Annotated in this window: 21 protein-coding genes; 8 read left to right on the top strand and 13 right to left on the bottom strand. The window is 64.2% G+C overall.

The features are described from left to right. Positions 1–12: 12 nt before the first annotated feature. Both mutM and mutY read left to right on the top strand, forming a co-directional pair. Positions 13–843 (top strand): bifunctional DNA-formamidopyrimidine glycosylase/DNA-(apurinic or apyrimidinic site) lyase, encoded by an 831-nt coding sequence (gene mutM, locus AWB68_RS05720; protein ID WP_087643381.1) that lies wholly within the window; start codon positions 13–15, stop codon positions 841–843. Positions 844–851: 8 nt separating this feature from the next. Continuing rightward, entirely contained in the window at positions 852–1,913 is a 1,062-nt protein-coding gene (gene mutY / locus AWB68_RS05715; RefSeq protein ID WP_087643380.1) for an A/G-specific adenine glycosylase, read from the top strand. Here the strand turns inward: mutY and AWB68_RS05710 are convergent. The 11 genes from AWB68_RS05710 to kdsD form a co-directional block, all read right to left on the bottom strand. Continuing rightward, complete coding sequence (locus AWB68_RS05710) at positions 1,910–2,542, bottom strand: LON peptidase substrate-binding domain-containing protein (protein ID WP_087643379.1); 633 nt, start codon at positions 2,540–2,542, stop codon at positions 1,910–1,912. The genes mutY and AWB68_RS05710 overlap by 4 nt on opposite strands. A 37-nt stretch (positions 2,543–2,579) precedes the next feature. Further along, positions 2,580–3,476 carry an RNase adapter RapZ gene (gene rapZ, locus AWB68_RS05705; protein WP_087643378.1) on the bottom strand — a complete coding sequence of 299 codons (897 nt, stop codon included), beginning with the start codon at positions 3,474–3,476 and terminating at the stop codon, positions 2,580–2,582. Between the two features lie 75 nt (positions 3,477–3,551). After that, complete coding sequence (gene hprK / locus AWB68_RS05700; protein WP_087643377.1) at positions 3,552–4,520, bottom strand: HPr(Ser) kinase/phosphatase; 969 nt, start codon at positions 4,518–4,520, stop codon at positions 3,552–3,554. 165 nt (positions 4,521–4,685) lie between these two features. Further along, positions 4,686–5,141: a PTS IIA-like nitrogen regulatory protein PtsN gene (gene ptsN / locus AWB68_RS05695; RefSeq protein ID WP_087643376.1), complete on the bottom strand. Its 456-nt coding sequence runs from the start codon at positions 5,139–5,141 to the stop codon at positions 4,686–4,688. Between the two features lie 376 nt (positions 5,142–5,517). Next, the gene (hpf, locus tag AWB68_RS05690) at positions 5,518–5,877 is read right to left on the bottom strand and encodes a ribosome hibernation-promoting factor, HPF/YfiA family (protein WP_087643375.1); all 360 of its coding nucleotides are present in this window, start codon (positions 5,875–5,877) and stop codon (positions 5,518–5,520) included. Between the two features lie 185 nt (positions 5,878–6,062). Then, positions 6,063–7,580, bottom strand: coding sequence for an RNA polymerase factor sigma-54 (locus tag AWB68_RS05685; RefSeq protein ID WP_087643374.1), 1,518 nt, complete (start codon positions 7,578–7,580; stop codon positions 6,063–6,065). Between the two features lie 154 nt (positions 7,581–7,734). After that, the gene (lptB, locus tag AWB68_RS05680; RefSeq protein ID WP_200828639.1) at positions 7,735–8,502 is read right to left on the bottom strand and encodes an LPS export ABC transporter ATP-binding protein; all 768 of its coding nucleotides are present in this window, start codon (positions 8,500–8,502) and stop codon (positions 7,735–7,737) included. 11 nt (positions 8,503–8,513) lie between these two features. After that, the gene (gene lptA / locus AWB68_RS05675; protein ID WP_087643372.1) at positions 8,514–9,203 is read right to left on the bottom strand and encodes a lipopolysaccharide transport periplasmic protein LptA; all 690 of its coding nucleotides are present in this window, start codon (positions 9,201–9,203) and stop codon (positions 8,514–8,516) included. A gap of 30 nt (positions 9,204–9,233) precedes the next feature. Continuing rightward, entirely contained in the window at positions 9,234–9,836 is a 603-nt protein-coding gene (gene lptC, locus AWB68_RS05670) for an LPS export ABC transporter periplasmic protein LptC (RefSeq protein ID WP_087643371.1), read from the bottom strand. A gap of 2 nt (positions 9,837–9,838) precedes the next feature. Continuing rightward, the gene (locus AWB68_RS05665; protein WP_087643425.1) at positions 9,839–10,375 is read right to left on the bottom strand and encodes a KdsC family phosphatase; all 537 of its coding nucleotides are present in this window, start codon (positions 10,373–10,375) and stop codon (positions 9,839–9,841) included. Between the two features lie 32 nt (positions 10,376–10,407). Continuing rightward, entirely contained in the window at positions 10,408–11,391 is a 984-nt protein-coding gene (gene kdsD, locus AWB68_RS05660) for an arabinose 5-phosphate isomerase KdsD (RefSeq protein ID WP_087643370.1), read from the bottom strand. A gap of 160 nt (positions 11,392–11,551) precedes the next feature. On the opposite strand from kdsD, the gene AWB68_RS05655 reads away from it, so the two are divergent. The 5 genes from AWB68_RS05655 to purU all read left to right on the top strand — a co-directional run bounded on the left by AWB68_RS05655 (position 11,552) and on the right by purU (position 16,674). After that, on the top strand, positions 11,552–13,546 hold the full coding sequence (locus tag AWB68_RS05655) for a monovalent cation:proton antiporter family protein (protein ID WP_087643369.1): 1,995 nt from the start codon (positions 11,552–11,554) through the stop codon (positions 13,544–13,546). Positions 13,547–13,647: 101 nt separating this feature from the next. Further along, the gene (locus tag AWB68_RS05650) at positions 13,648–14,214 is read left to right on the top strand and encodes an adenine phosphoribosyltransferase (RefSeq protein ID WP_087643368.1); all 567 of its coding nucleotides are present in this window, start codon (positions 13,648–13,650) and stop codon (positions 14,212–14,214) included. Positions 14,215–14,228: 14 nt separating this feature from the next. Then, positions 14,229–14,843: a LysE family translocator gene (locus AWB68_RS05645; RefSeq protein WP_087643367.1), complete on the top strand. Its 615-nt coding sequence runs from the start codon at positions 14,229–14,231 to the stop codon at positions 14,841–14,843. A gap of 89 nt (positions 14,844–14,932) precedes the next feature. Then, positions 14,933–15,778, top strand: a complete 846-nt coding sequence (locus tag AWB68_RS05640; protein WP_087643366.1) for an NUDIX hydrolase — start codon at positions 14,933–14,935, stop codon at positions 15,776–15,778. A gap of 26 nt (positions 15,779–15,804) precedes the next feature. Continuing rightward, positions 15,805–16,674, top strand: a complete 870-nt coding sequence (gene purU / locus AWB68_RS05635) for a formyltetrahydrofolate deformylase (protein ID WP_087643365.1) — start codon at positions 15,805–15,807, stop codon at positions 16,672–16,674. A gap of 62 nt (positions 16,675–16,736) precedes the next feature. Here purU and AWB68_RS05630 read toward each other — a convergent pair whose 3' ends face one another. After that, the gene (locus tag AWB68_RS05630) at positions 16,737–17,822 is read right to left on the bottom strand and encodes an AI-2E family transporter (protein ID WP_087643364.1); all 1,086 of its coding nucleotides are present in this window, start codon (positions 17,820–17,822) and stop codon (positions 16,737–16,739) included. A gap of 124 nt (positions 17,823–17,946) precedes the next feature. After that, positions 17,947–20,820: an excinuclease ABC subunit UvrA gene (uvrA, locus tag AWB68_RS05625; protein ID WP_087643363.1), complete on the bottom strand. Its 2,874-nt coding sequence runs from the start codon at positions 20,818–20,820 to the stop codon at positions 17,947–17,949. 258 nt (positions 20,821–21,078) lie between these two features. On the opposite strand from uvrA, the gene AWB68_RS05620 reads away from it, so the two are divergent. Beyond that, a complete protein-coding gene (locus AWB68_RS05620; RefSeq protein WP_087643362.1) occupies positions 21,079–22,281 on the top strand; it encodes an MFS transporter in 1,203 nt (400 codons plus the stop codon). The last annotated feature ends 5 nt before the right edge of the window (positions 22,282–22,286 follow it).

The following is a 22,286-nucleotide window of genomic DNA, read 5'->3' as shown; positions in this document are numbered from 1 at the left end:
GACCATCGAAATATGCCAGAGTTACCGGAAGTAGAAGTCACGCGCCGCGGCATCGAGCCTTATGTGGCGGGGAGGCGCGTCGAACGCGTCGACGTGCGCACGCCCGCGCTGCGCTGGCCGGTGCCGGCGAATCTGGCGAAGACGCTCGGGCATCTGAAAATCGAGAAGGTGGAGCGGCGCGGCAAGTATCTGCTGTTCGAAACCGTCGACGGCTGGCTCATCGTGCATCTCGGCATGACGGGTACGCTGCGCGTATTGCGCAATGTGCCGCGTCCGCCCGACGCCGCGAAGCACGATCACATCGATCTCGTCTTCGACGAATTCATCCTGCGTTTTCGCGACCCGCGCCGCTTCGGAGCGGTGCTCTGGCACGCACGCGAAGACGGCGATGTGCTCGATCATCCGCTGCTCGCGAGTCTCGGCGTCGAGCCGTTCACGCCGGAGTTCTCGGGCGCGCTGCTGTTTCGCAAGACGCGCGGGCGCAAGGTCTCGGTGAAGCAGGCGCTGCTTGCGGGCGAGATCGTCGTGGGCGTGGGGAATATCTATGCGTCGGAGAGCCTGTTTCGCGCGGGCATCCGGCCGACCACCGCCGCGGGCCGCGTCTCGCTCGTGCGCTACGACCTGCTGGCGGACGCCGTGCGCACCACGCTCGCGGCGGCGATCGAAAAGGGCGGCAGCACGTTGCGCGATTTCGTCGGCAGCGACGGCAAGTCGGGCTACTTCCAGCTCGACTATTTCGTCTATGATCGCGCGGGCCTGCCGTGCCACGTGTGCGGCACGGCGATCAAACAAATCGTCCAGGGACAGCGTTCGACGTATTTCTGTCCGCGCTGCCAACGCTAATTTCTCCGATGCTCGCACTCGCCGATTTCTCCACGCGCCTGATCGCGTGGCAACGCGTCCACGGCCGGCACGACCTGCCGTGGCAGAACACGCGCGATCCGTACTGGATCTGGCTGTCGGAAATCATGCTGCAGCAGACGCAGGTGTCGACGGTGATTCCGTACTACGCGCGTTTTCTCGCGCGCTTTCCCGACGTGAACGCACTCGCCGCCGCGCCGCTCGACGACGTCATGACGCTCTGGGCCGGCCTCGGCTATTACTCGCGCGCGCGCAACCTGCATCGCTGCGCGCAGGTCGTATCGGCGGGGTACGGCGGTCATTTTCCGCGAACGGTCGATGAACTCGCGCAATTGCCGGGCATCGGCCGCTCGACGGCGGCGGCGATCGCGTCGTTTGCATTCGGCGCGCGGGCGACGATCCTCGACGGCAACGTCAAGCGCGTGCTCGCGCGCGTGTTCGGCGTAGACGGTTTTCCGGGCGAAAAGCGCGTGGAAACCGCGCTGTGGACACTGGCGGAATCGCTCCTGCCGGACGCTGCCCATGAAGACGACGTCACCGCCTACACGCAGGGCTTGATGGACCTCGGCGCGACGCTTTGCGTGCGCGGCAAGCCCGACTGCGGGCGCTGTCCGTTCGCGGCGGATTGCGTGGCGAACGTCACCGGAAGACAGCGCGCACTGCCGGCGGCACGGCCGAAAAAGACGGTGCCGACGAAGAAGACATGGATGCTGGTGCTGACCGCCGGCGATGCGGTCCTGCTCGAAAAACGTCCGCCGACGGGGATCTGGGGCGGACTCTGGAGCTTGCCGGAAGCCGCCGATGAAGATGCGCTCGCGGCCGTCGCGCACAGTTTTGGCGGTGCGGAGCAACTGCAGCGGCTCGCGCCGTTTACGCACACGTTCACGCATTTCAAGCTGGATATCGAACCGCGTCTCGCCGTGTCGCGCGGTTCGCACGCCCAGGCCGCGGACGCCGAAACCGCCTGGGTTCCCCTCGCCGACATCGATTCGTTCGGGCTTCCCGCGCCGGTGCGGAAACTCCTGGGCGCGCTGCAGGGCTCGCTGATCTAAAGCAGTTGATGGTGCTGCATATAGTGATGCACGACATCGATGCGGGCTGCCGCATCGTCGAGTTCCATCAGCTTTTGCCGCGCGCGCATCGGAATCGGCAAGATTTCGGACAGACGGTTGGACACCCACGACGGGTCGTCGAAGAGAAACGGTTCGGCAAACGGAAGGTTCTGCGGGTCGCGCGCCTTGATCGTATCGATGATGCGCTCCAGCACCTCAGCGCATGCGCCGAACTTCGCGAGCGCCTCGACGCCCTGCAGCGGCTGATCCTCGCCGATGGTTTCCGCCATCCCGACGAGCAGGTTGCTCGGCTCGACGCGATGCGAAAGCAGCCGGAAGCGCTCGGTTCCGCGCGCCTGCACGAGCAGGAGACCATACGTATCGACATCGCATTCGGTGATCTCGGCCAGACACCCGACGCTCTCCGGCACCGACGGATCGCCCGGCGATGCAATCTCGTGACCGCTTTTCAGAAGACAAACGCCGAACGGCGTTTTTTCGCGCAGGCACTCGCGCGCCATGTCGAGATAGCGCGCTTCGAAAATCTTGAGCGGCAGCAGGCCGCCGGGAAACAGCACGGTGTGCAGCGGAAACAGCGGCAAGTCGGCGATGACGGGATTGGCAGACATATCGCGCGCCTCCAGTTTTGACCGCCCGGCGCGGCGATCAGGTTGGCATGTGCGCCGCGTTGCCATCGAAAGCGATGGGCGCGTCGCGATGCCGCACGATCACATTTGCCTGGTCGCCGAAGCGCGCGGCGAGCGCCTGGGCGATGAATACCGACCGATGCTGGCCGCCCGTGCAGCCGATCGCGACGGTCAAATAGCTACGGTTGTCGTCGCGAAATTGCGGCAGCCACTTGGCGATGAAGGTGCCGACGTCGTCGATCATCTGATGCACCATCGGCTGCGCCGACAGGAATTCGATGACCGGCTGGTCGAGTCCCGTCAGCGGGCGCAGTTCGCGGTCGTAATACGGATTCGGCAGCGTGCGGACGTCGAAGACGAAATCGGCGTCGAGCGGCACGCCGCGCTTGAATCCGAACGACTCGAACATCAGCGTGAGCCCCGCCGACTCCTGTTCGATGAAGCTCTTCACCCAGGCGCGCAAGACGTTCGCGCGCAGGTTGCTGGTGTCGATCTGATGGCCGAATTCGGCGAGGCCCGCGACCAGTTCTCGTTCCTGCTCGATGGCTTCGGCGAGCGACGTGAGAAGGCCGACGTCCGCGTCGTGCACGGGCGAGCCCGACAGCGGATGGCGGCGGCGCGTCTCCGAAAAGCGCTGGATCAGCGACTGCGTGCTCGCGTTGAGGAACAGCACGCGCAGGTCGTGGGCGCTCGAAAGGTCGTGGATGATCGCCGGGACTTCGTCGAGCGACGCGCTCGAGCGCGCATCGATCGCGACCGCGAGTTGCGCCTGGCCTTCGCTTGCGAGATACGCGGCGAGTTCCGGCAGGAAGCGCGGCGGCAGGTTGTCGACGCAGTAGTAGCCGCCGTCTTCGAGCGCGTTCAGCGCGACGGACTTGCCGGAACCGGAAATGCCGGTGATCAGGATGATGCGCATGGAATTCGACTCGTTCGCTTTATCTTAGCACCTGCAATTGTGCGCGGATTTGCCGCAGAGCCGCGCGCGTGACGGTCAGATCAGCTTGCCGGGAAACTGGCTGTCGGGGTCCTGCATCGCAAGCCGTTGACGATCCATGAAGTCCCGCAACGTATCGATCCCGCGCAGTTGCAGGATCGTGTTGCGCACCGCGGCCTCGACCAGCACCGCGAGATTTCGGCCGGCCGCGACCTGGATCGTGACCTTGCTGATCGGCAGGCCGAGCACGTCGACGGTCTGGCTTTCGAGCGGCAGCCGCTGGAATTCGCCATCGGGCCGGCGCACGAGCTGCACGATCAGCTTCAGCTTCATCTTCCGCCGTACGGCGGTTTCACCGAAGATCGTCTTGATGTCCAGCAGCCCCAGGCCGCGCACTTCCAGCAGGTTCTGCAGAAGCGGCGGGCAGCGCCCTTCGACGAAATCCGGACCGAGGCGCACGAAATCGACGGCGTCGTCGGCCACCAGCCCGTGGCCGCGGCTGATCAGTTCCAGTCCGAGTTCACTTTTGCCGAGGCCGGAGTCGCCGGTGAGCAGCACGCCCATGCCGAGGATGTCGAGGAACACGCCGTGCAGCGTGGCGCGCGGCGCCAGGATGCGCGACATGTAGAGCCGCAGACTGTCGATCACAGCCGCCGCCGACATGCGCGTGGTGAAGAGCGGCGTGGACGAGCGCGTGCAGCGCAGGACGAGTTCCGGCGGCGCGCCGACTTCGCCGGCCACCACGAGAAACGGCGGCTCGAGCGCGATCAGTTCGGCCATGTTGCGCGAACGGTCTTCGTCGGATTGGCGCTGGTAGTAGTTGATCTCGGCGTCGCCGAGAACCTGGATACGGTTCGGGTGAATCAGGTTCAAGTGGCCGACGAGATCGGCACTCGATGTCGCGTTCGCGACTGTCTCGGTCGAAAAACCGCGTTCCCAGCCTTCGTGACCCGTGAGCCAGCTGAGTTTCAGCGCGGCTGCGTTATCGTCGAAAATGCTTTGGGCGTTGATGCTGGACGTATCCATGAGACCGGAACTCCGTTGGAAGCCGGGAGCGGACTGGGGTTTGCGGGCCCGGCGCCCGAGCCCATCGCGTTCCGCTCCATCGAACCGATTGTGCCCCAGAAGCACGTGCCTTGCGAGCAGGCGGCCGGCCACCCGTTCACGCCATGTGTGCTTCTCGAACTAGTTTTACGGCTGCCACTGTGTGAGCACCTGATAAAGCGCTTCACGATTCTCTTCTTTGTTCAGGCGCTCGCGCGCCTGGGTGTCGGACAGCAACTGGGCGATCTCCGACAGAATTTCGAGATGCTGCTGGGTTGCCTGCTCGGGCACGAGCAGGAAGATGAGCAGCGAAACGGGCTGGCCGTCCGGCGATTCGAACGCGATCGGCTCCGCGAGTCGCACGAAGGCGGCGAGCGGCTGCTTCAGACCCTTGATGCGTCCGTGAGGAATGGCGACGCCTTCGCCGAGACCGGTCGAGCCGAGGCGCTCGCGCGCGAAAAGATTGTCGGTGACGGTGCTGCGGGCGATGCCGTTCTGGTTCTCGAAGATCAGGCCCGCTTGCTCGAATACGCGCTTCTTGCTGGTGACGGTCAGTCCGAGCACGACGTTTTCGAGGGGAAGAAATTTGGCTAAACGATTCATGTTGGCAGGCTGATGCGTGGCCTGAATTCTCCTCATCGTGGCGACTGGTCGAAAAGCGCTCACGGCGATGTTGGAAGGGAACGCGCCCACCGGCGCAGTCCGATGTGGAATTCGATAATAACCGGTTCATTATATGACAGCGCAACCGGCGATGGTGCAGCGCGACATCGGTTTCCGCAACAATCTGCGGCTGCCAAACTATCTCTAAATCAACGACTTGAATCCAATTTGCAACAAAAAAGCCGCCTGAATTCAGGCGGCTCGTGCCGGGCTTGCACCTTGTCGCGGCCGGTTCGCGAATTTCGAGTGATTCCTCGAATCACCGCTGTCGCCAGGGCGAAGCTGACAAATCAGCCGAACGCCAGACCGGGTCAGTTCACGGCGACGGTGCTTCCAGTTCCTGCGTTTCGGCGCGGTACTTCATTGCATCGTGGGCATGGCCCTGGATCTTGTCCTTGTGCTTGATGACCTGCCGATCCAGCTTGTCCACCATCAAATCGATCGCCGCGTACATATCAACGTCACAACTCTCGATGAAAATGTCTTTGCCCTTTAGATGCAAGTTGATTTCGACCTTCTGACGCTTGTCCTTTTCTCTATGATTGTCGACCGAGAGGACCACATTGCCGTCGATCACTTGATCGAAATGACGGAGCACCCTGTCGAGTTTGGTGATCACATACTCGCGCAACGCGGGCGTCAATTCGAGGTGGTGTCCACTGATCTTCAGATTCATAGTTGCTCTCCAAGCTAGTGGCCGTAGAAGCGCGGCAACGCGGCTGATACCGGTCGGCTCTGCGTCCCGTTGCTACGCCGTCCGGGCGTACGTGAAAAACGGGTCGCATCGGCCGGCTCGTCCGCGCTTCCCGCGATGCGGCCGGTAAAGGCCCGCTGCGAAATGCAACGGGCTACAGAGACGGGTCATAGAGACTTGCGCAGATTCACTGCGGGGATCTTCAGCGCTTCGCGATACTTCGCGACGGTACGCCGCGCGACCACGAAGCCCTGTTCTGCCAGCAGTTCGGCGATGCGGCTGTCTGAAAGAGGAGTTTTGGGGTCTTCCGCTCCTATCAGTTGCTTGATGAGGGCCCGGATCGCCGTTGACGATGCCGCGCCTCCTGTGTCAGTCGAAACGTGCGATCCAAAGAAGTACTTAAATTCAAGCGTCCCGAACGGGGTGAGCATGTACTTGCCGGTCGTCACACGTGAAACCGTCGACTCGTGTAAACCCAGCGTATCAGCAATCTCCCGCAAAACCAAGGGCCGCATGGCAATTTCGCCATGTGCGAAAAAGTTCTTCTGGCGCTCCACAATTGCCTGCGCAACACGCAGAATCGTCTCAAACCTCTGCTGAATATTCTTGATCAGCCAGCGCGCCTCCTGAAGCTGCTGACGCAGCGATCCGCTGCCCGGATCGCCACGGTTGTTGCGAAGAATGTTCGCGTAGAGATGATTGATCCGAAGACGCGGGACGATCTCCGGATTCAGTTCCGCGGTCCATCCGCCGGCGCTCTTGCGCACGAGAATGTCCGGGACGACGTAGTCCGCCTCGCTCTTGCCATACGCGGCGCCCGGGAACGGCTCCAGCGACTTGATCAGCGCGTGCGCGTCGCGCAGGGCGTCGTCGCTGGCCTTGAGCTGTTTGCGCAAACGCGTGAAATCGCGTGCCGCGAGCAGTTCCAGGTGATGCGTGACGATGTCGAGCGCGAGCGTGCGGGTCGGCGATCCATCGAGCCGCAGCAACTGCAGCTTCAGACATTCCGATGCCGAACGCCCGCCGACGCCCGGCGGATCGAAGCTCTGCAGCAACGCCAGCGCGGCGCTCAGTTCATCGACATCGACTTCGAGTTCCTCGGGCAAATCGGCCTGCACTTCCTCCAGCGACGACGTGAGATAGCCGTCCTCGTCGAGCGATTCGATCAGGAACGTGATCAGCGCGCGGTCGCGTTGATTCGCCTGGGTCATGCGCAACTGCGCGGTCAGGTGGTCGCGAAGGGTGGTGGTCGATTCGTGGATTTGCAGCGGCGGGAGATCGTCGTCGTCGGAACCGGTGTTCGAGCGGCCGTAGTCTTCCAGATTCCATGAGTTCGAATCCGCGCCGCCGTCCGCGCCGAGGCCGTTGTATTCGTCGACGCCCTGCGGCTCGCCGCTTTCCGAACGCTCGGTGGTGGATGTGCTGCTTGTCGAGCCGTTGTTCATCAACGGCTCGGGCGGCGCGCTGGATGTATTCGCCGACGTGATGAGCGAACCGTCGGCGGCGACGCGCAGCGGACTGGCGATCCAGTCGTCCTCGTTTTCGAGGAGCGGATTCTGCGCGACCGCCATCGCGACCTCTTGTTGCAGTTCGAGCGTAGACAACTGCAGCAGCCGGATGGACTGCTGCAGTTGCGGGGTCAACGCAAGATGCTGCGATAGGCGGAGTTGGAGGCTGGCTTTCATGGCAAAGTTTTATTTCATTGTAGAGAGTTTGCCACGCGCGCGAAACCTCGCGGGGATTCACAAAAACAGTCGTGCCGCCTCGCGGGCGGCACGTAAGAATTGCAGCTCCGGCATGTCGCAGCGCAGTATAAAAGTGGCGCCCGCGCCGAACCGGTCACATGCGGAAGTGCTCGCCGAGATAGACGCGGCGAACGCTCTCGTTCTCGATGATCTCGCCCGGTGCGCCCGCCGCGAGCACGCTGCCGTCGCTGATGATGTAAGCATGATCGCAGATGCCGAGTGTCTCGCGCACGTTGTGGTCCGTGATCAGCACGCCAATGTTGCGCTGCTTCAAAAACTTCACGATTTTCTGGATTTCCAGCACCGCGATCGGATCGACCCCCGCAAACGGCTCGTCGAGCAGGATGAAGGCCGGATTGGTCGCGAGCGCGCGGGCGATTTCGACGCGCCGTCGCTCGCCGCCCGACAGCGACAGCGCCGGGTTTTCCCTCAAGTGAGCGATCTGGAGTTCGTCGAGCAGCGCTTCGGCGCGCTCGGTGATGGCGTCTTTTGAAAGCCGCTTGCCGGACTCGCTCGTTTGCAGTTCCAGCACGGCGCGGATGTTCTGCTCGACCGTGAGCTTGCGGAATACCGACGCTTCCTGCGGCAGGTACGACAGCCCGAGTGTCGCGCGCTGGTGGATCGGCAGCAGGCTGATCGAGGTCCCGTCGAGGGCGATTTCGCCGGCATCGAGCGGCACGAGGCCGACGATCATGTAGAACGACGTCGTCTTGCCCGCGCCGTTCGGACCGAGCAGCCCGACGACTTCGCCGCTCTTCACGTCGAGCGACACGTCCTTCACGACCGTGCGCGAGCCGTAGCGCTTCTTCAGATTGCGGACGGCGAGCGAGCTCGTTTCACCGGCCGGCTTTCGGTGGGGCATGGCGGGTGAGTTCACTGCTGCGGCGTTCCTTGAATGGTGGTGGACGGGACCAGGGTGGCCGAGCCGCCGTTGAGCGGCGCGGCGTTGCCGTTGCGCGGCGACAGCATCGCGCGCACGCGGCCGGTCGGGTTGCCCGGCCCGGCGACGTCCGCGCCGGCCTTCGCGGTGTAGAAGTCCTTCTGGCCGTCATAGGTGATGACGCTGCCGTGCACTTCGTCCTGGATCTTCGTCAGGCCCACGAGGCGGCGCACGACCGCGCGCGTCGTAAGCGTGGTGAGGTCCTGCTTGCCGTCGTAGTCGATGCGCACCGCATTGCCTTCGATGTATTCGTCGACGCCATCGCGCTTCTGGCGGAAATACGACAGGTTCTTGCCCGTCGACGTGCCGGTCGCGTACTGATAGCCCTGCGGGTCCTGGGTCACTTCGACGCGATCGGCCCTGATGATGATCGTGCCTTTGGTCGCGACGACGTGGCCGATGAAGATGTTCTTCTGCTTCAGGTCGTCGTAGGACATGTTGTCCGCTTCGATATTGAGCGGCTTGTCGCGGTCGGCGCGTTCCGCGTGCGCTGCCGGGGCGAAGCCCGCGAGCGGCAGCGCGACGAGTGCGGCCGCGAGCCCGAGTTGCACGGCGCGTGCGACGCGGCGCGAATGCGCTCTGCACAGACAGCCGGAATCGGGACGAGGGAACGTTTCGTTCATGCAGTCACACTTGGGATGGGATTACCGGGATTATTTGGAAGAGCCGCCGTTGATATCGGACGAGGCGATCGCGCCGCGCACGTTACCAAAGAGCTTCATTTCCCGGGTCACGTTGTTGTAGTTCATGCCGTTGGCCGTCATCACGGACGGACCGCGCTGAAGTTTAACCGGCTTTTCCGTTTCGATGACATCGTCGTTCACGAGGATCCGGAAATGCTCGGAATCGGCCTGCATCTGCGGATCGCCGAAGCCCGCGGCCCGCAGGATGCGCGCGTTGTCGTATAGATCGACGATCGAGACATCGCCGTTCACCGTCCCGCGCTCGCTCGTCCCGGTGACCTGCGGCTTCTGCGGCTGGAACATGCGCATCGCGGGAAGCGTGAGGTCGCTGTTCTCGTCGTCCTCGTAGTGGACCATCGACTTCGCCGTCAGGCGGTACTGCGTCGTGCCGGTGGTATCGAGTTCGGAAACGGAGAAGTTCTCGGCGAAATAGTCGGCGGTGTGCCGTTTCGGTTGCTCGGGTGCGACGGGCGCCGACGGCAACGTGGCCTGCAACAGCCAGTAGGTGACGCCGGCGAGCGCCGCCATCGCGACCAGCGGCAGGAGCGAAGTGAGGCGGGCAGGGCGCGCCATCGTCAGGCTCCCATTGCGGCGGCGAGCATTTCGTCGTAGCGATGCTGCGCGCGCACGATCGCGTCGCACACTTCGCGCACGGCGCCATGGCCGCCGCGCGATTCGGCGACCCAATGCACGCGGCGGATCACTTCCGGATGCGCGTTGGCGGGCGCGGCCGCGAAACCGGCGAGGCGCATGACCGCGAGATCGGGCCAGTCGTCGCCCATGTAGCCGCATTCGGACGCCGCGATGCCGGTTTTCTGCAGCAACTCGGCGAGCGCGACGGTCTTGTCGTCCACGCCCTGATAGAGATGCGTGATCGCGAGTTCCCGTGCGCGCGCCGCGACGATGCCGGACTGGCGCCCGGTGATGATCGCCGTCTGCACGCCGATCGACGCGAGCAGCTTCACGCCGTAGCCGTCGAGCGAATTGAACGACTTCATCGTGTCGCCTTCGGCGGTGAAGAAGAGGCTGCCGTCGGTGAACACGCCGTCGACGTCGAAAATCATCAGCTTGATGCGGCTCGCGCGCTCGGCTGCGCTGCCTGCGGCAGGCATCTCTGCGTGCGCGGCGGAAGGCTTCTGCGCCATCAAATTACCTTCTTGGAGAAAAGGTCGTGCATGTTCAGGGCGCCGATCAGCGTCGCGTTCTCGTCGACGACCAGCATCTGATTGATGCGATGGCGCTCCATCAGTTCCACCGCTTCGACCGCGAGATGGTCCGGCCCGATCGTGCGCGGGTGGTGCGTCATGACTTCGGCGAGCGGGAGCGTCCGGAAATCGCCGTCGCGCTGCAGCACGCGGCGCAGGTCGCCGTCGGTGAAAATGCCTTCGACGTGACCGTCCGCGCTCACCACCGCCGTCATGCCCATGCGCTTGTCGGTGATCTGGAACAGCGCGTCGGCGACGGTGGCGCCGAGCGGCACTTGCGGCACTTCGTCCCCCGTGCGCATCACGTCGCGTACATAAGTGAGCAGGCGCCGGCCGAGCGCGCCGCCCGGATGCGAGCGCGCGAAGTCGTCGGGGCCGAAGCCGCGGGCGTCGAGCACCGCGACGGCGAGCGCATCGCCGAGCGCCATCGCGGCGGTCGTGCTGGCCGTCGGCGCGAGGTTCAGCGGGCAGGCTTCCTTTTCGACGCGGGCGTTCAGGTGCACATCGGCGAGTTGCGCGAGACTCGATTCGGGGCGGCCGGTGATCGCGATCAGCTTGGCGCCGAGGCGCTTGATGAGCGGCAGGATCGCAACGAGTTCCTCTGTCTCTCCGGAGTTCGACATGGCGATGAAGATGTCGTCGGCGGTGACCATGCCGAGGTCGCCGTGGCTCGCTTCGGCCGGATGCACGAAGAACGCCGGCGTGCCGGTGCTCGCGAGCGTCGCCGCGAACTTGCGCGCAACGTGTCCCGACTTGCCGATGCCGGATACCACCACCCGCCCGCGGCAGCCGAGCAGGAATTCGACGGCGCCGCTGAAGTTGTGGTCGAGGAGATCGGCAAGCCCGCGCACGGCGTCGGCTTCGATGTCGAGTACGTTGCGAGCCAGCGCGAGTGCCCTGTCGCCATTGATTTTCGCTATCATGCGCGGAGTATAACAAAGGCGTTTCTTCGCCGCGCCGGACTACCGGCGGTTCCCCGCCGCTCATCCGCCCCCCGAAAGGCCTGCCGCAGAAGGCCATCCACGGGAACGACGCGCGCTTCTGGCGCGAGCCGTTCCGCCGACGAACGAGGACGCTAGCCGGATGACATCGCCGCTCGAAATGACTCTGTTGTTGCTGCTGTGCTCAGTGGCGGGAGTCGTCGTGTTCCGGTTTTTGAACCTGCCGCCGATGCTCGGCTACCTGGCGGTCGGTATCGTCGTCGGGCCGCACGCGGCGCGCATCGTGCCGGACAGCGCGGGGGCGCAGCATCTCGCCGAATTTGGCGTCGTGTTCCTGATGTTTTCCATCGGGCTCGAGTTCTCGTTGTCGAAGCTGCGTTCGATGCGGCGCATCGTGTTCGGCCTGGGCGCGAGCCAGGTCGCGGGGACGATCGCGTTCGCGCTGCTATTCGGCTGGGTTGCGAGCTTCTGGATGCAGATGTCGTGGCAGACGAGCTTTGCGCTCGGCGGCGCGCTCTCGATGTCGTCGACGGCGATCGTCAGCAAGCTGCTCGCCGAGCGGCTCGAACTCGAATCGGAGCATGGCCGCAACATCTTCGGCGTGCTGCTGTTCCAGGATCTGGCCGTCGTGCCGCTGCTGATCATCATCGCGGCGTTCGGCAACGGCAACTCGTCGCAACTCGCGATGTGGCTCGGCATCGCGGCGGTGAAGATCGTCGTCGCGTTGACGGTGCTGCTCTTCATCGGCCAGAAGTTCATGACGCGCTGGTTCGATCTCGTCGCGCGGCGCCGCTCGCAAGAGCTGTTCATGCTGAACCTGCTGCTCGTCACGCTGGGCGCTGCGTTCATCACCGACAAATTCGGGCTGTCGCTTGCGCTCGGTGCGTTCATCGCAGGCATGCTGATCGCCGAGACGCCGTACCGGCATCAGGTGGAGGAGGACATCAAGCCGTTTCGCGACGTGCTGCTCGGCCTCTTCTTCGTGACGACCGGCATGCTCCTCAACCCGCGCGTGATCTGGGAACATCCGCTGCTCGTGCTCGGCTTCCTCGTCGTGCCGATCGTTCTGAAGGCCGTGATGATCACCGGCCTCGCACGGCTGTTCGGCGCACCGCCGGGCGTGGCGATGCGCACGGGCCTGAATCTCGCGCAGGCGGGCGAGTTCGGTTTCGTGCTGCTGAACCTGATCCTCGATTCGCATCTCGTCTATCCCGTGCTGCTGCAGGCGATTCTCTCCGCGATGCTGCTCTCGATGCTCGCCGCGCCGTTCATCATCCAGAACGCCGACCGCATCGTGCTGCGGCTCTCGTCGACGGAATGGATGCTGCAATCGCTGCAGATGACCCGGATCGCGACGCAGAGCCTGAAGCAAAGCGGCCACGTGATCATCTGCGGCTATGGGCGCGCCGGGCAGAATCTCGCGCGGATGCTGGAGCATGAAGGCATCTCATACGTGGCGCTCGACCTCGACCCGGATCGCGTCGCGGCGGCCGCGGCGGCGGGCGAATCGGTCGTGTTCGGCGATGCCGGGCGGCGCGAGTCGCTGCTCGCGGCGGGCCTGCATCGCGCGGCTACGATTGCGATCACCTACGCGAACACACCCTCGGCCATGCGCGTGCTGCACAACATCCACGAGCTTCAGCCGACCTTGCCGGTGATCGTGCGCACCGTCGACGACGCCGATCTCGAGAAGCTGATCGCCGCGGGCGCGACGGAAGTGATTCCCGAGATCGTCGAGGGCAGCCTGATGCTGGCGTCGCATACGCTGGTGCTGATGGGCGTGCCGATGCGCCGCGTCGTGCGGCGCGTCGAGGAGATGCGCGACGAGCGCTACAGCCTGCTGCGCGGCTATTTCCGCGGCGCCGACGATCTCGACGACGAAGATGGCCATGAGCAGGTCCGGCTACAATCGGTGCCGATCGACGAGAACTCGGAAGCGGTCGGCCAGACGCTCGATTCGCTCGGGCTGGTCGGCGACGGCGTCGAGGTGACGGCGATCCGCCGCCACGGCATCCGGGGCGTCGAGCCGGACCCCGAGACGAAGCTGCGCGCCAACGACATTGTGGTGTTGCGCGGCATGCCCGAATTGCTCGCGCAGGCCGAGGAGCGGCTGTCGCGCAATCGCCGCGCGGCGTGACCGGCCTGCCCATCGTTCACGAATTCACGAATTCACGAATTCACGAATTCACGAATTCACGAAGGCGCGCGTTCAGAGCGCCAATTTTCCCCGGAGATGTCATGTCCAGCATTCCATCCACCATCACGCCCGACGCCGCGCAGTTCATCAAGGACCGCGTGCGCACGATCGACGGCTGGCCGCAGCCGGGCGTGCAGTTTCGCGACATCACGCCGATCCTGCAGGACCGCCGCGCGCTGCGCACGCTGATCGACCTGTTCGTGCAGCGCTATATCGATGCGAAGCTCGACACCATCGCCGGGCTGGATGCGCGCGGCTTCATCATCGGGCCGATTCTCGCGTATGAACTGAGCCTCGGCTTCGTGCCGATCCGCAAGAAAGGCAAGCTGCCCTACAAGACGCTGTCGCAATCGTACGAACTGGAGTATGCGAGCGCGACGGTCGAAATCCACGAGGACGCGGTGAAGCCGGGCGAGCGCGTGGTGATCGTCGACGATCTCATCGCGACCGGCGGCACGATGATGGCAGGCACGCAACTGCTGAAGCGGCTTGGCGCGGTGGTCGTGGAAGGCGCGGCGATCATCGATTTGCCGGATCTCGGTGGCTCGAGGCTGCTGCGCGATCGCGGCCTGCCGCTTTACACCGTCTGCGAATTCCGCGGGCACTAAAACGATAAGACGCCATGCCGAACTTCCTGCTGTTTCTCGCCGCCTCGATCGCGATCACCGTCGCGCCCGGTCCCGATAACCTTCAGGTGCTCGCACGCGGCATCTCGCAAGGCCGTGCGGCCGGGCTCGTCGCCGCGCTTGGGTTCGCCGCCGGCGTGAGTTTTCATACGACGCTCGCCGCGCTCGGTGTCGCTGCGCTGCTGCGTTCGTCGCCGATGGCGTTCGAAGCGGTGAAGCTCGCGGGGGCTGCCTATCTCGTGTGGATCGGCATCAAGGCACTGACGAGCCGGGGGCTCGCCACCGCGCACGAGCGCCCGAGCCAGCCGCTCTCGACCGTGTTCCGGCAAAGCGTGATCGGCAACCTCCTGAATCCGAAGGTCACGCTGTTCTTCATCGTGTTCCTGCCGCAGTTCGTGAATCCGCACGGCGGCCAGAGCGTGATGCTGCAGATGTTCGAACTCGGCGCCGTGTTCATGCTGCAGACGGTTGTCGTGTTTTCGATGTTCGGCCTCTGCGCGGGCATGATCGGGGCGTGGCTGAAGCGCCGGCCGCGCGTCGGCGTCTGGCTCGATCGGCTGGCGGGCGCCACGTTCATCGCGCTGGGGATTCGCGTCGCGTTGCGGGATTGATTGCCGGCTCGTCCTGCCTTGCCGCACGCAGCCTCGCGTTACAATTCCCGGCTTTGCCCGGACGCCGCTTCGGCGTCGCCGGAGATCCCATGTCCCTGCCTTCGATCGTCGCTGCCCGCCGCTTTGATCCCGCCGCGCATGTGCCGTTTTTCATCGGCGACGAGCGCGTCGGCTGGATTCGCCGCGGCGATGTCGCGCTGCTCGCGCGCTGGCCGGACGTCTTCGATACCGACGCATCCTCGGTCCGCCTGTCGCGCTCGTTCGATACCGTCGACGCCCGCAGCGCCGCGCTCGGCGCGGTCATCGGCATGCTCGCCGCCGACGGCCGCATCCCCGGCTGGCGCGACGAAACCTACGCGATCCGCAACGATTTCGACGCCGCGCCGCTCGCGTTCATCGAGCGCGCCGCCTCGCGTTTCTTCGGCACGATGACCTACGCGGTGCATCTGAACGGCATCGTAGAATATGACGATCGCGCGCCGCAGTTGTGGATCGCCCGCCGCAGCGACACCAAGGCGACCGATCCCGGCATGCTCGACAACGTGGTGGCGGGCGGCATCGGCTGGGGAACGGGCATCGAGGCGACGCTTGCCAAGGAATGCTGGGAAGAAGCCGGCATGACGCCCGACCTGGCCGCGCGAGCCGTGCGCGGCGGCACGTTCCACGTGCTGCAGACGCTTCCCGAAGGCACGCAGGCGGAGCAGATCTTCGTCTTCGATGTCACGCTGCCCGCCGATTTCGCGCCGCGCAACCAGGACGGCGAAGTCGGCGAGCACCGTCTCGCGCGCATCGATGAAGTCGCGCGGTGGATCGAGGAGGGCGCGCTCACCGTCGACGCGAGTCTCGCCACGCTCGATTGCCTGCTGCGGCGCCGCTGGATCGACGAGGACGCCTGCGAAGGTATCGCGTCGATCTATACCGCGCCCGCGCTTTGAACATCACGCCAAGGAGTTACCGGTTCATGTCGACCGAACATAGTTTCATTCTGAAGTTGTCGTGCCCGGACCGGCCCGGCATCGTGCATGCGGTGTCGGGCTTCCTGTTCAACCTCGGCGGCAATATCCTCGATTCGGCCCAGTTCGGCGACAGCCACACCGGCGAATTCTTCATGCGCGTGCATTTCCAGCAGGTCGGCGGCGATCCGGGGCTGGAGGCGCTGCGCGCGTCGTTCACCGAACTCGCCGACGAGTTCGGCATGCGCTGGGAATTGCATGACGCGTCGGTGAAGCCGCGCGTCGTGATCATGGTGTCGAAGATCGGGCACTGCCTGAACGACCTGCTGTTCCGCTACCGCACCGGGCAGTTGCAGATCGAGATTCCGGCCATCGTCTCGAATCACAAGGATTTCTACCAGCTTGCCGCGAGCTACGACATTCCGTTCCATCACCTGCCGCTGACGTCGTCGACGCCGCAGGCCAAGGCCGCGCAGGAAGCGCGCGTGCTGGAGATCGTCGAGCAGCATGATGTCGATCTCGTCGTGCTCGCGCGCTACATGCAGATCCTGTCGCCGCAAATGTGCGAGAAGCTCGCCGGCCGTGCGATCAACATTCACCATTCGTTCCTGCCGAGCTTCAAGGGCGCAAAGCCGTATTACCAGGCGTTCGATCGCGGCGTGAAGCTGATCGGCGCGACCGCGCATTACGTGACGACCGACCTCGACGAAGGCCCGATCATCGAGCAGGAAGTGGAGCGCGTCGATCACAGCATGACGCCGGATCAACTGACCGCGATCGGCCGCGACGTGGAATGCGTAACGCTCGCGCGTGCGGTGAAGTGGCATGTCGAGCACCGGATCGTGCTGAATGGCAGCAAGACGGTGGTGTTTCGTTAAGTCGCCGGGCGCAAATGCAAAGGCCGCCTCGTCAGGGCGGCCTTTTTCATGTGTGGCGGCGTTCAAACCAGCCGCAGATAGATCAGCTCGCGCTTGATATACGCATAGAAAATCGGTGCGGCGATCACGCCCGGCAAGCCAAACGCCGCTTCCATCGCGAGCATCGCGAGCAACAGTTCCCACGCGCGCGCCTCGATCTGCCCGCCGATGATCCGCGCATTCAGGAAATATTCGAGCTTGTGAATCAGGATCAGGAACGCGAGCGAGGCGATCGCCGTCCCGATCGACACCGACAGCGAAATCGCCACGATGATCGTGTTCGAAATCAGGTTCCCGATCACCGGCAGCAAGCCGACGATGAACGTCACCAGGACGAGCGTCTTCGATAGCGGCAAACGCTCGTGAAAGATCGGCAGCGCGATCAGCAGATAGATCGCGGTGAACACGGCGTTGATCGCGGAAATCTTGAACTGCGCGAAGACGATGCGCCGGAAAGCGTCGGAAAAGCGCGTAACGCGGGTGACGAGCGCCGTGGAAAGCGGCAGGCGAGGCGCATGCTTGGGCGCGCCCACCGCGATGATCGCGCCGATGATCATGCCGATCAGAATATGCCCGAAGCCGCGCGCCATTTCCTTGCCGCCCTGCTGGAGCTGCTCGGCGTGCTTGTGCATCAGTTCGGTCGCCTTGTCCTTCATTTGCCCGGCGTCGACCGGCAGATAGTTCGCCACCCAGCCCGGCACGCGCAGGCGCGCGTGCGAGGTGATCGTCATTAACTGGTCGAGGAGCTTTTGCACACTCGGCACGTCGTTCTCGAAATGCTCGATGGTGGCGATCGTCGCGCCGGTCAGGCCCCCGATAATCACGGCCGACAGCAGCACGACCGCCACCAGCCGCGCGCGCCCGCTCGTCATCCGCTTTTCGATGAACGGCGCGATCATGTGCACGAGCTGGTACACGAGCATGCCCGCCAGAAGACCGCCGAGCAGCTTCAGTTCGAGCACGAGGAACATGGCGAGGAACGCCGCGAGATAGCTGCCGATCTCCACCGCCGACAGGTTCGGCAAGCTCATGTCGCTCGTCAGCCTGACCGGCCGCGCGGGCAGGTCCCGGACTCGCCGCTCCTCGGTCGCTTCGTTGCGCTTTGCCATGACCGCTTCCCGTCTCCTGACGCCAACCGTGTTCATCACCGCCGCAGCCCGGGGGCGCGGCTCATTGTCCTGGTTTGTTCATGTGCCTCGCGGCCAGCTTCGCCCCCCGGGGCGGCAGCGTGACTCAGGCCGCCGACTTGGGCCGTTGCAAGAGCGGTGCCAGATACCTGCCGGTGAAGCTCGCCTTTGACTTCGCGACCTGCTCCGGCGTGCCCTGGGCGATGATCTGCCCGCCGCCGGCTCCGCCTTCCGGACCGAGGTCGATGACCCAGTCGGCGGTTTTGATCACGTCGAGATTATGCTCGATGATTACGACAGTATTACCTTGATCGCGCAGCCGATGGATCACTTCGAGCAAAAGCGAGATGTCGTGGAAGTGCAGGCCGGTGGTCGGTTCGTCGAGGATGTATAGCGTCCGACCGGTATCGCGCTTGCTCAGTTCCAGCGAAAGCTTGACGCGCTGCGCCTCGCCGCCCGAGAGCGTGGTCGCCGACTGGCCAAGGCGAATATAGCCGAGACCCACGTCCAGCAACGTTTTCAGCTTGCGCGCGACGACCGGCACGGGCTTGAAGAACTCGTGCGCCGCCTCGACGGTCAGGTCGAGCACTTCGCTGATGTTCTTGCCCTTGTACTGGATGTCGAGCGTCTCGCGGTTGTAGCGCTTGCCGTGGCAGACGTCGCACGGAACGTAGACGTCGGGCAGGAAGTGCATTTCCACCTTCAGCACGCCATCGCCCTGGCAGGCCTCGCAGCGTCCGCCCTTGACGTTGAACGAGAAGCGGCCGGGATCGTAACCGCGTTCCTTCGAGCCCGGCACGCCCGCGAAAAGTTCGCGGATCGGCGTGAAGAGGCCCGTGTAGGTGGCCGGATTCGAGCGCGGTGTGCGGCCGATCGGCGATTGATCGACGGCGATCACCTTGTCGAAATGCTCCAGCCCTTCGATCGATTCGTACGGCGCCGGCTCGGTCGCCGAGCCATATAGATGTTGTGCGACCGCGTGGTAGAGCGTGTCGTTGATGAGCGTCGACTTGCCGGAGCCGGAAACGCCCGTCACGCAGGTCAGGAGGCCGACCGGCAAGTCGAGCGAGACGTTCTTCAGATTGTTGCCGTAGGCCTCGATGATGCGCAGAAAGCGCTCGTCGGGCGCGGTGCGATCGGCGGGATAGCTGATCCTGCGCTTGCCGGCGAGGTACTGGCCGGTCATCGAGTTCGGATCGTTCTGCACCTGCATCGGCGTGCCTTGCGCGACGATCACGCCGCCGTGCTCGCCCGCGCCCGGCCCCATGTCGACCACGTAATCCGCCATGCGGATCATGTCCTCGTCGTGCTCGACGACGATCACCGAATTGCCGATGTCGCGCAGATGCTTGAGCGTGCCGATCAGGCGATCGTTGTCGCGCTGGTGCAGGCCGATCGACGGCTCGTCGAGCACGTACATCACGCCGGTGAGGCCGGAGCCGATCTGCGACGCGAGCCGGATGCGCTGCGCTTCGCCGCCGGACAGCGTTTCCGCGCTGCGTTCGAGCGACAGGTAGTCCAGCCCGACGTTATTCAGGAACGACAGCCGCGCGACGATTTCCTTCACCACCTTGTCGGCGATCTCGCGCTTCGCGCCTTCGAGACGCAGCGTCTGGAAGTAGCCGAGCGTGTCACGCAGCGGCCAGCCGCTCACTTCGAAGATGCCGCGCGCGTCGTCGCCCGAGCCGACTTTTACGTTGCGCGCCTCGCGCCGCAGGCGCGTGCCTTCGCACGCCGGGCAGGGTTGGTTGTTCTGATACTTGGCGAGTTCCTCGCGCACGGCGGTCGAATCGGTCTCGCGATAGCGCCGCTCCAGATTCGGGATGATCCCTTCGAATGCGTGCTCGCGTATCGACGTCCGGCCGCGCTCGTTGATGTACGAGAACGGAATCAGTTGCTTGCCCGAACCGAACAGCAGGATCTTGCGGACCTTCTCCGGCATGTCCTCGAATGCCTGTTCGATGTCGAACTCGTAGAACGCCGCGAGGCTCTGCAGCATCTGGAAGTAGAACTGGTTGCGCCGGTCCCAGCCCTTCACGGCGCCCGCCGCGAGCGAAAGCGACGGATGCGCGACAACCCGCTTCGGATCGAAGAACGTGATCTGGCCGAGGCCGTCGCATTCCGGGCACGCGCCCATCGGGTTGTTGAACGAGAAGAGGCGCGGCTCCAGTTCCTGCAGCGAATACGAGCAGACCGGGCACGCGAACTTCGAGCTGAAGAGCTTCTCGCGGTCGGTATCCATTTCGAGCGCGATGGCGCGGCCGTCGGCGAGACGCAGCGCGGTTTCGAACGATTCCGCGAGGCGCTGCTTCATGTCCGGGCGCACTTTCAGCCTGTCGATGACGACATCGATCGTGTGCTTGTCGTTCTTCTTCAGCTTCGGCAGCGTATCGACCTCGTAGATCTTCGCGACGCCTTCGTTCGCCGTGCCGCCGCCCGAGCGAATCCGAAAGCGGATGAAGCCCTGCGCCTGCATTCCCTCGAAGAGCTCGACGTGCTCGCCTTTCCGGTCGGCCACGACCGGCGCGAGGATCATCAGCTTCGTTTCCTCGGGCAAGGCCAGCGCGGCATCGACCATCTGCGAGACGCTTTGCGCTTCGAGCGGGATGTGGTGATCCGGGCAATACGGCGTGCCGACGCGCGCAAAGAGCAGGCGCAGGTAGTCGTGAATCTCGGTGACGGTGCCAACCGTGGAGCGCGGATTGTGCGAAGTCGCTTTTTGCTCGATCGAAATGGCGGGCGACAGGCCCTCGATCAGATCGACGTCCGGCTTCTCCATCAGTTGCAGGAATTGCCGGGCATAGGCCGACAGACTTTCGACATAGCGGCGCTGGCCTTCCGCATACAGCGTGTCGAACGCCAGCGACGACTTGCCCGACCCGGACAGGCCCGTAATCACGATCAGCTTGTGCCGCGGGAGGTCGAGACTGACGTTCTTGAGGTTGTGGGTGCGAGCCCCACGAATACGGATTTCTTCCATGAACCGGGCGGAAAGTGAGGGGGCTAAACCTGCTACTATAACGACTTTTAAAGGGCGCCGTACCCGTGCCCTTCAGCGTCGGCGAAGCGCCGCAAAGGCTCTGGCGCGGCGCGAATCGACGAGTGGCGCGCCAGTGCAGTGCGTCCCATATAGTGCCGTTTCGAGTCATCACAAGGCGGCCGCGCCCGGCTTCATGACGTTGCTTACGTTACGTTTTGCGCCCGGGTCAACAGGTAGCTCAAACATTTCCCGTTTCTGATGTCCAATCCGTCTGCCACGTCTTCACGTCTGAGTGCGCCCGAATTGCGCGCGACCGTGTCGCTCGCCGCGATCTTCGCGTTGCGGATGCTCGGCCTCTTCATGATCATGCCGGTGTTTTCGATCTACGCGAAAACGCTGCCCGGCGGCGACAACGTCCTGCTCGTCGGCATCGCGCTCGGCGCGTATGGCGTCACGCAGTCGATGCTGTACATCTTCTACGGCTGGATCTCCGACAAGCTCGGCCGCAAGCCCGTCATCGCGTTCGGCCTGATCGTGTTCGCGATCGGCAGCTTCGTCGCGGCCGTCGGACACTCGATGACGTGGATCATCGTCGGGCGCGTGATCCAGGGAATGGGCGCGGTATCGTCGGCGGTGATCGCGTTCATCGCCGATCTCACGTCCGAGGAAAACCGCACCAAGGCGATGGCGATGGTGGGCGCCAGCATCGGCGTGTCGTTCGCGGTGGCGATCGTGGGCGCGCCGATCGTGTTCCAGTGGGTCGGCATGAGCGGGCTCTTCACCGTGATCGGCTTTCTGTCGATATTTGCGGTCGGCGTGGTGCTGTGGGTAGTGCCCGATGCGCCGACACCGCCCGTGCACGTGAAGGCGCCGTTCGCCGAGGTGTTGCACAACGTCGAGTTGCTGCGACTGAATTTCGGCGTTCTCGTCCTGCATGCCACGCAGACCGCGCTCTTTCTCGTCGTGCCGCGCATTCTCGAGGCGGGTGGCCTGCCGGTTGCCGCGCACTGGAAGATTTACCTGCCCGTGATGGGGCTCGCGTTCGTGATGATGGTGCCCGCGATCATCGCCGCCGAAAAACGTGGAAAAATGAAGAGCGTCATGCTGAGTGCAATCGGGCTTATCCTGATCGGCCAGTTGTTATTGGGCGTCGCTCCTCATACGCTATGGTCGGTGGCAGCAATTCTGTTCGTGTACTTTCTTGGCTTCAACGTGCTCGAGGCATCGCAGCCTTCGCTCGTGTCGAAACTGGCCCCCGGCACGCGCAAGGGCGCGGCAGCCGGCGTGTACAACACGACACAGTCGATCGGGCTCGCGCTGGGTGGCGTGATCGGCGGCTGGCTGCTGAAAGTGGATGGCCAGAGCGCGGTGTTCTTCGCGTGTTCCGCGCTGGTGTTCGCGTGGCTCGTCGTGGCCGCGAACATGAAGGCGCCGCCACGCAAGGTCCAGCGCACGGCTTGAGCGCA

It is taken from the genome of Caballeronia choica (genome assembly GCF_001544535.1).
Lineage (GTDB): Bacteria > Pseudomonadota > Gammaproteobacteria > Burkholderiales > Burkholderiaceae > Caballeronia > Caballeronia choica.
This window is presented reverse-complemented; position numbering and strand designations above follow the sequence as displayed.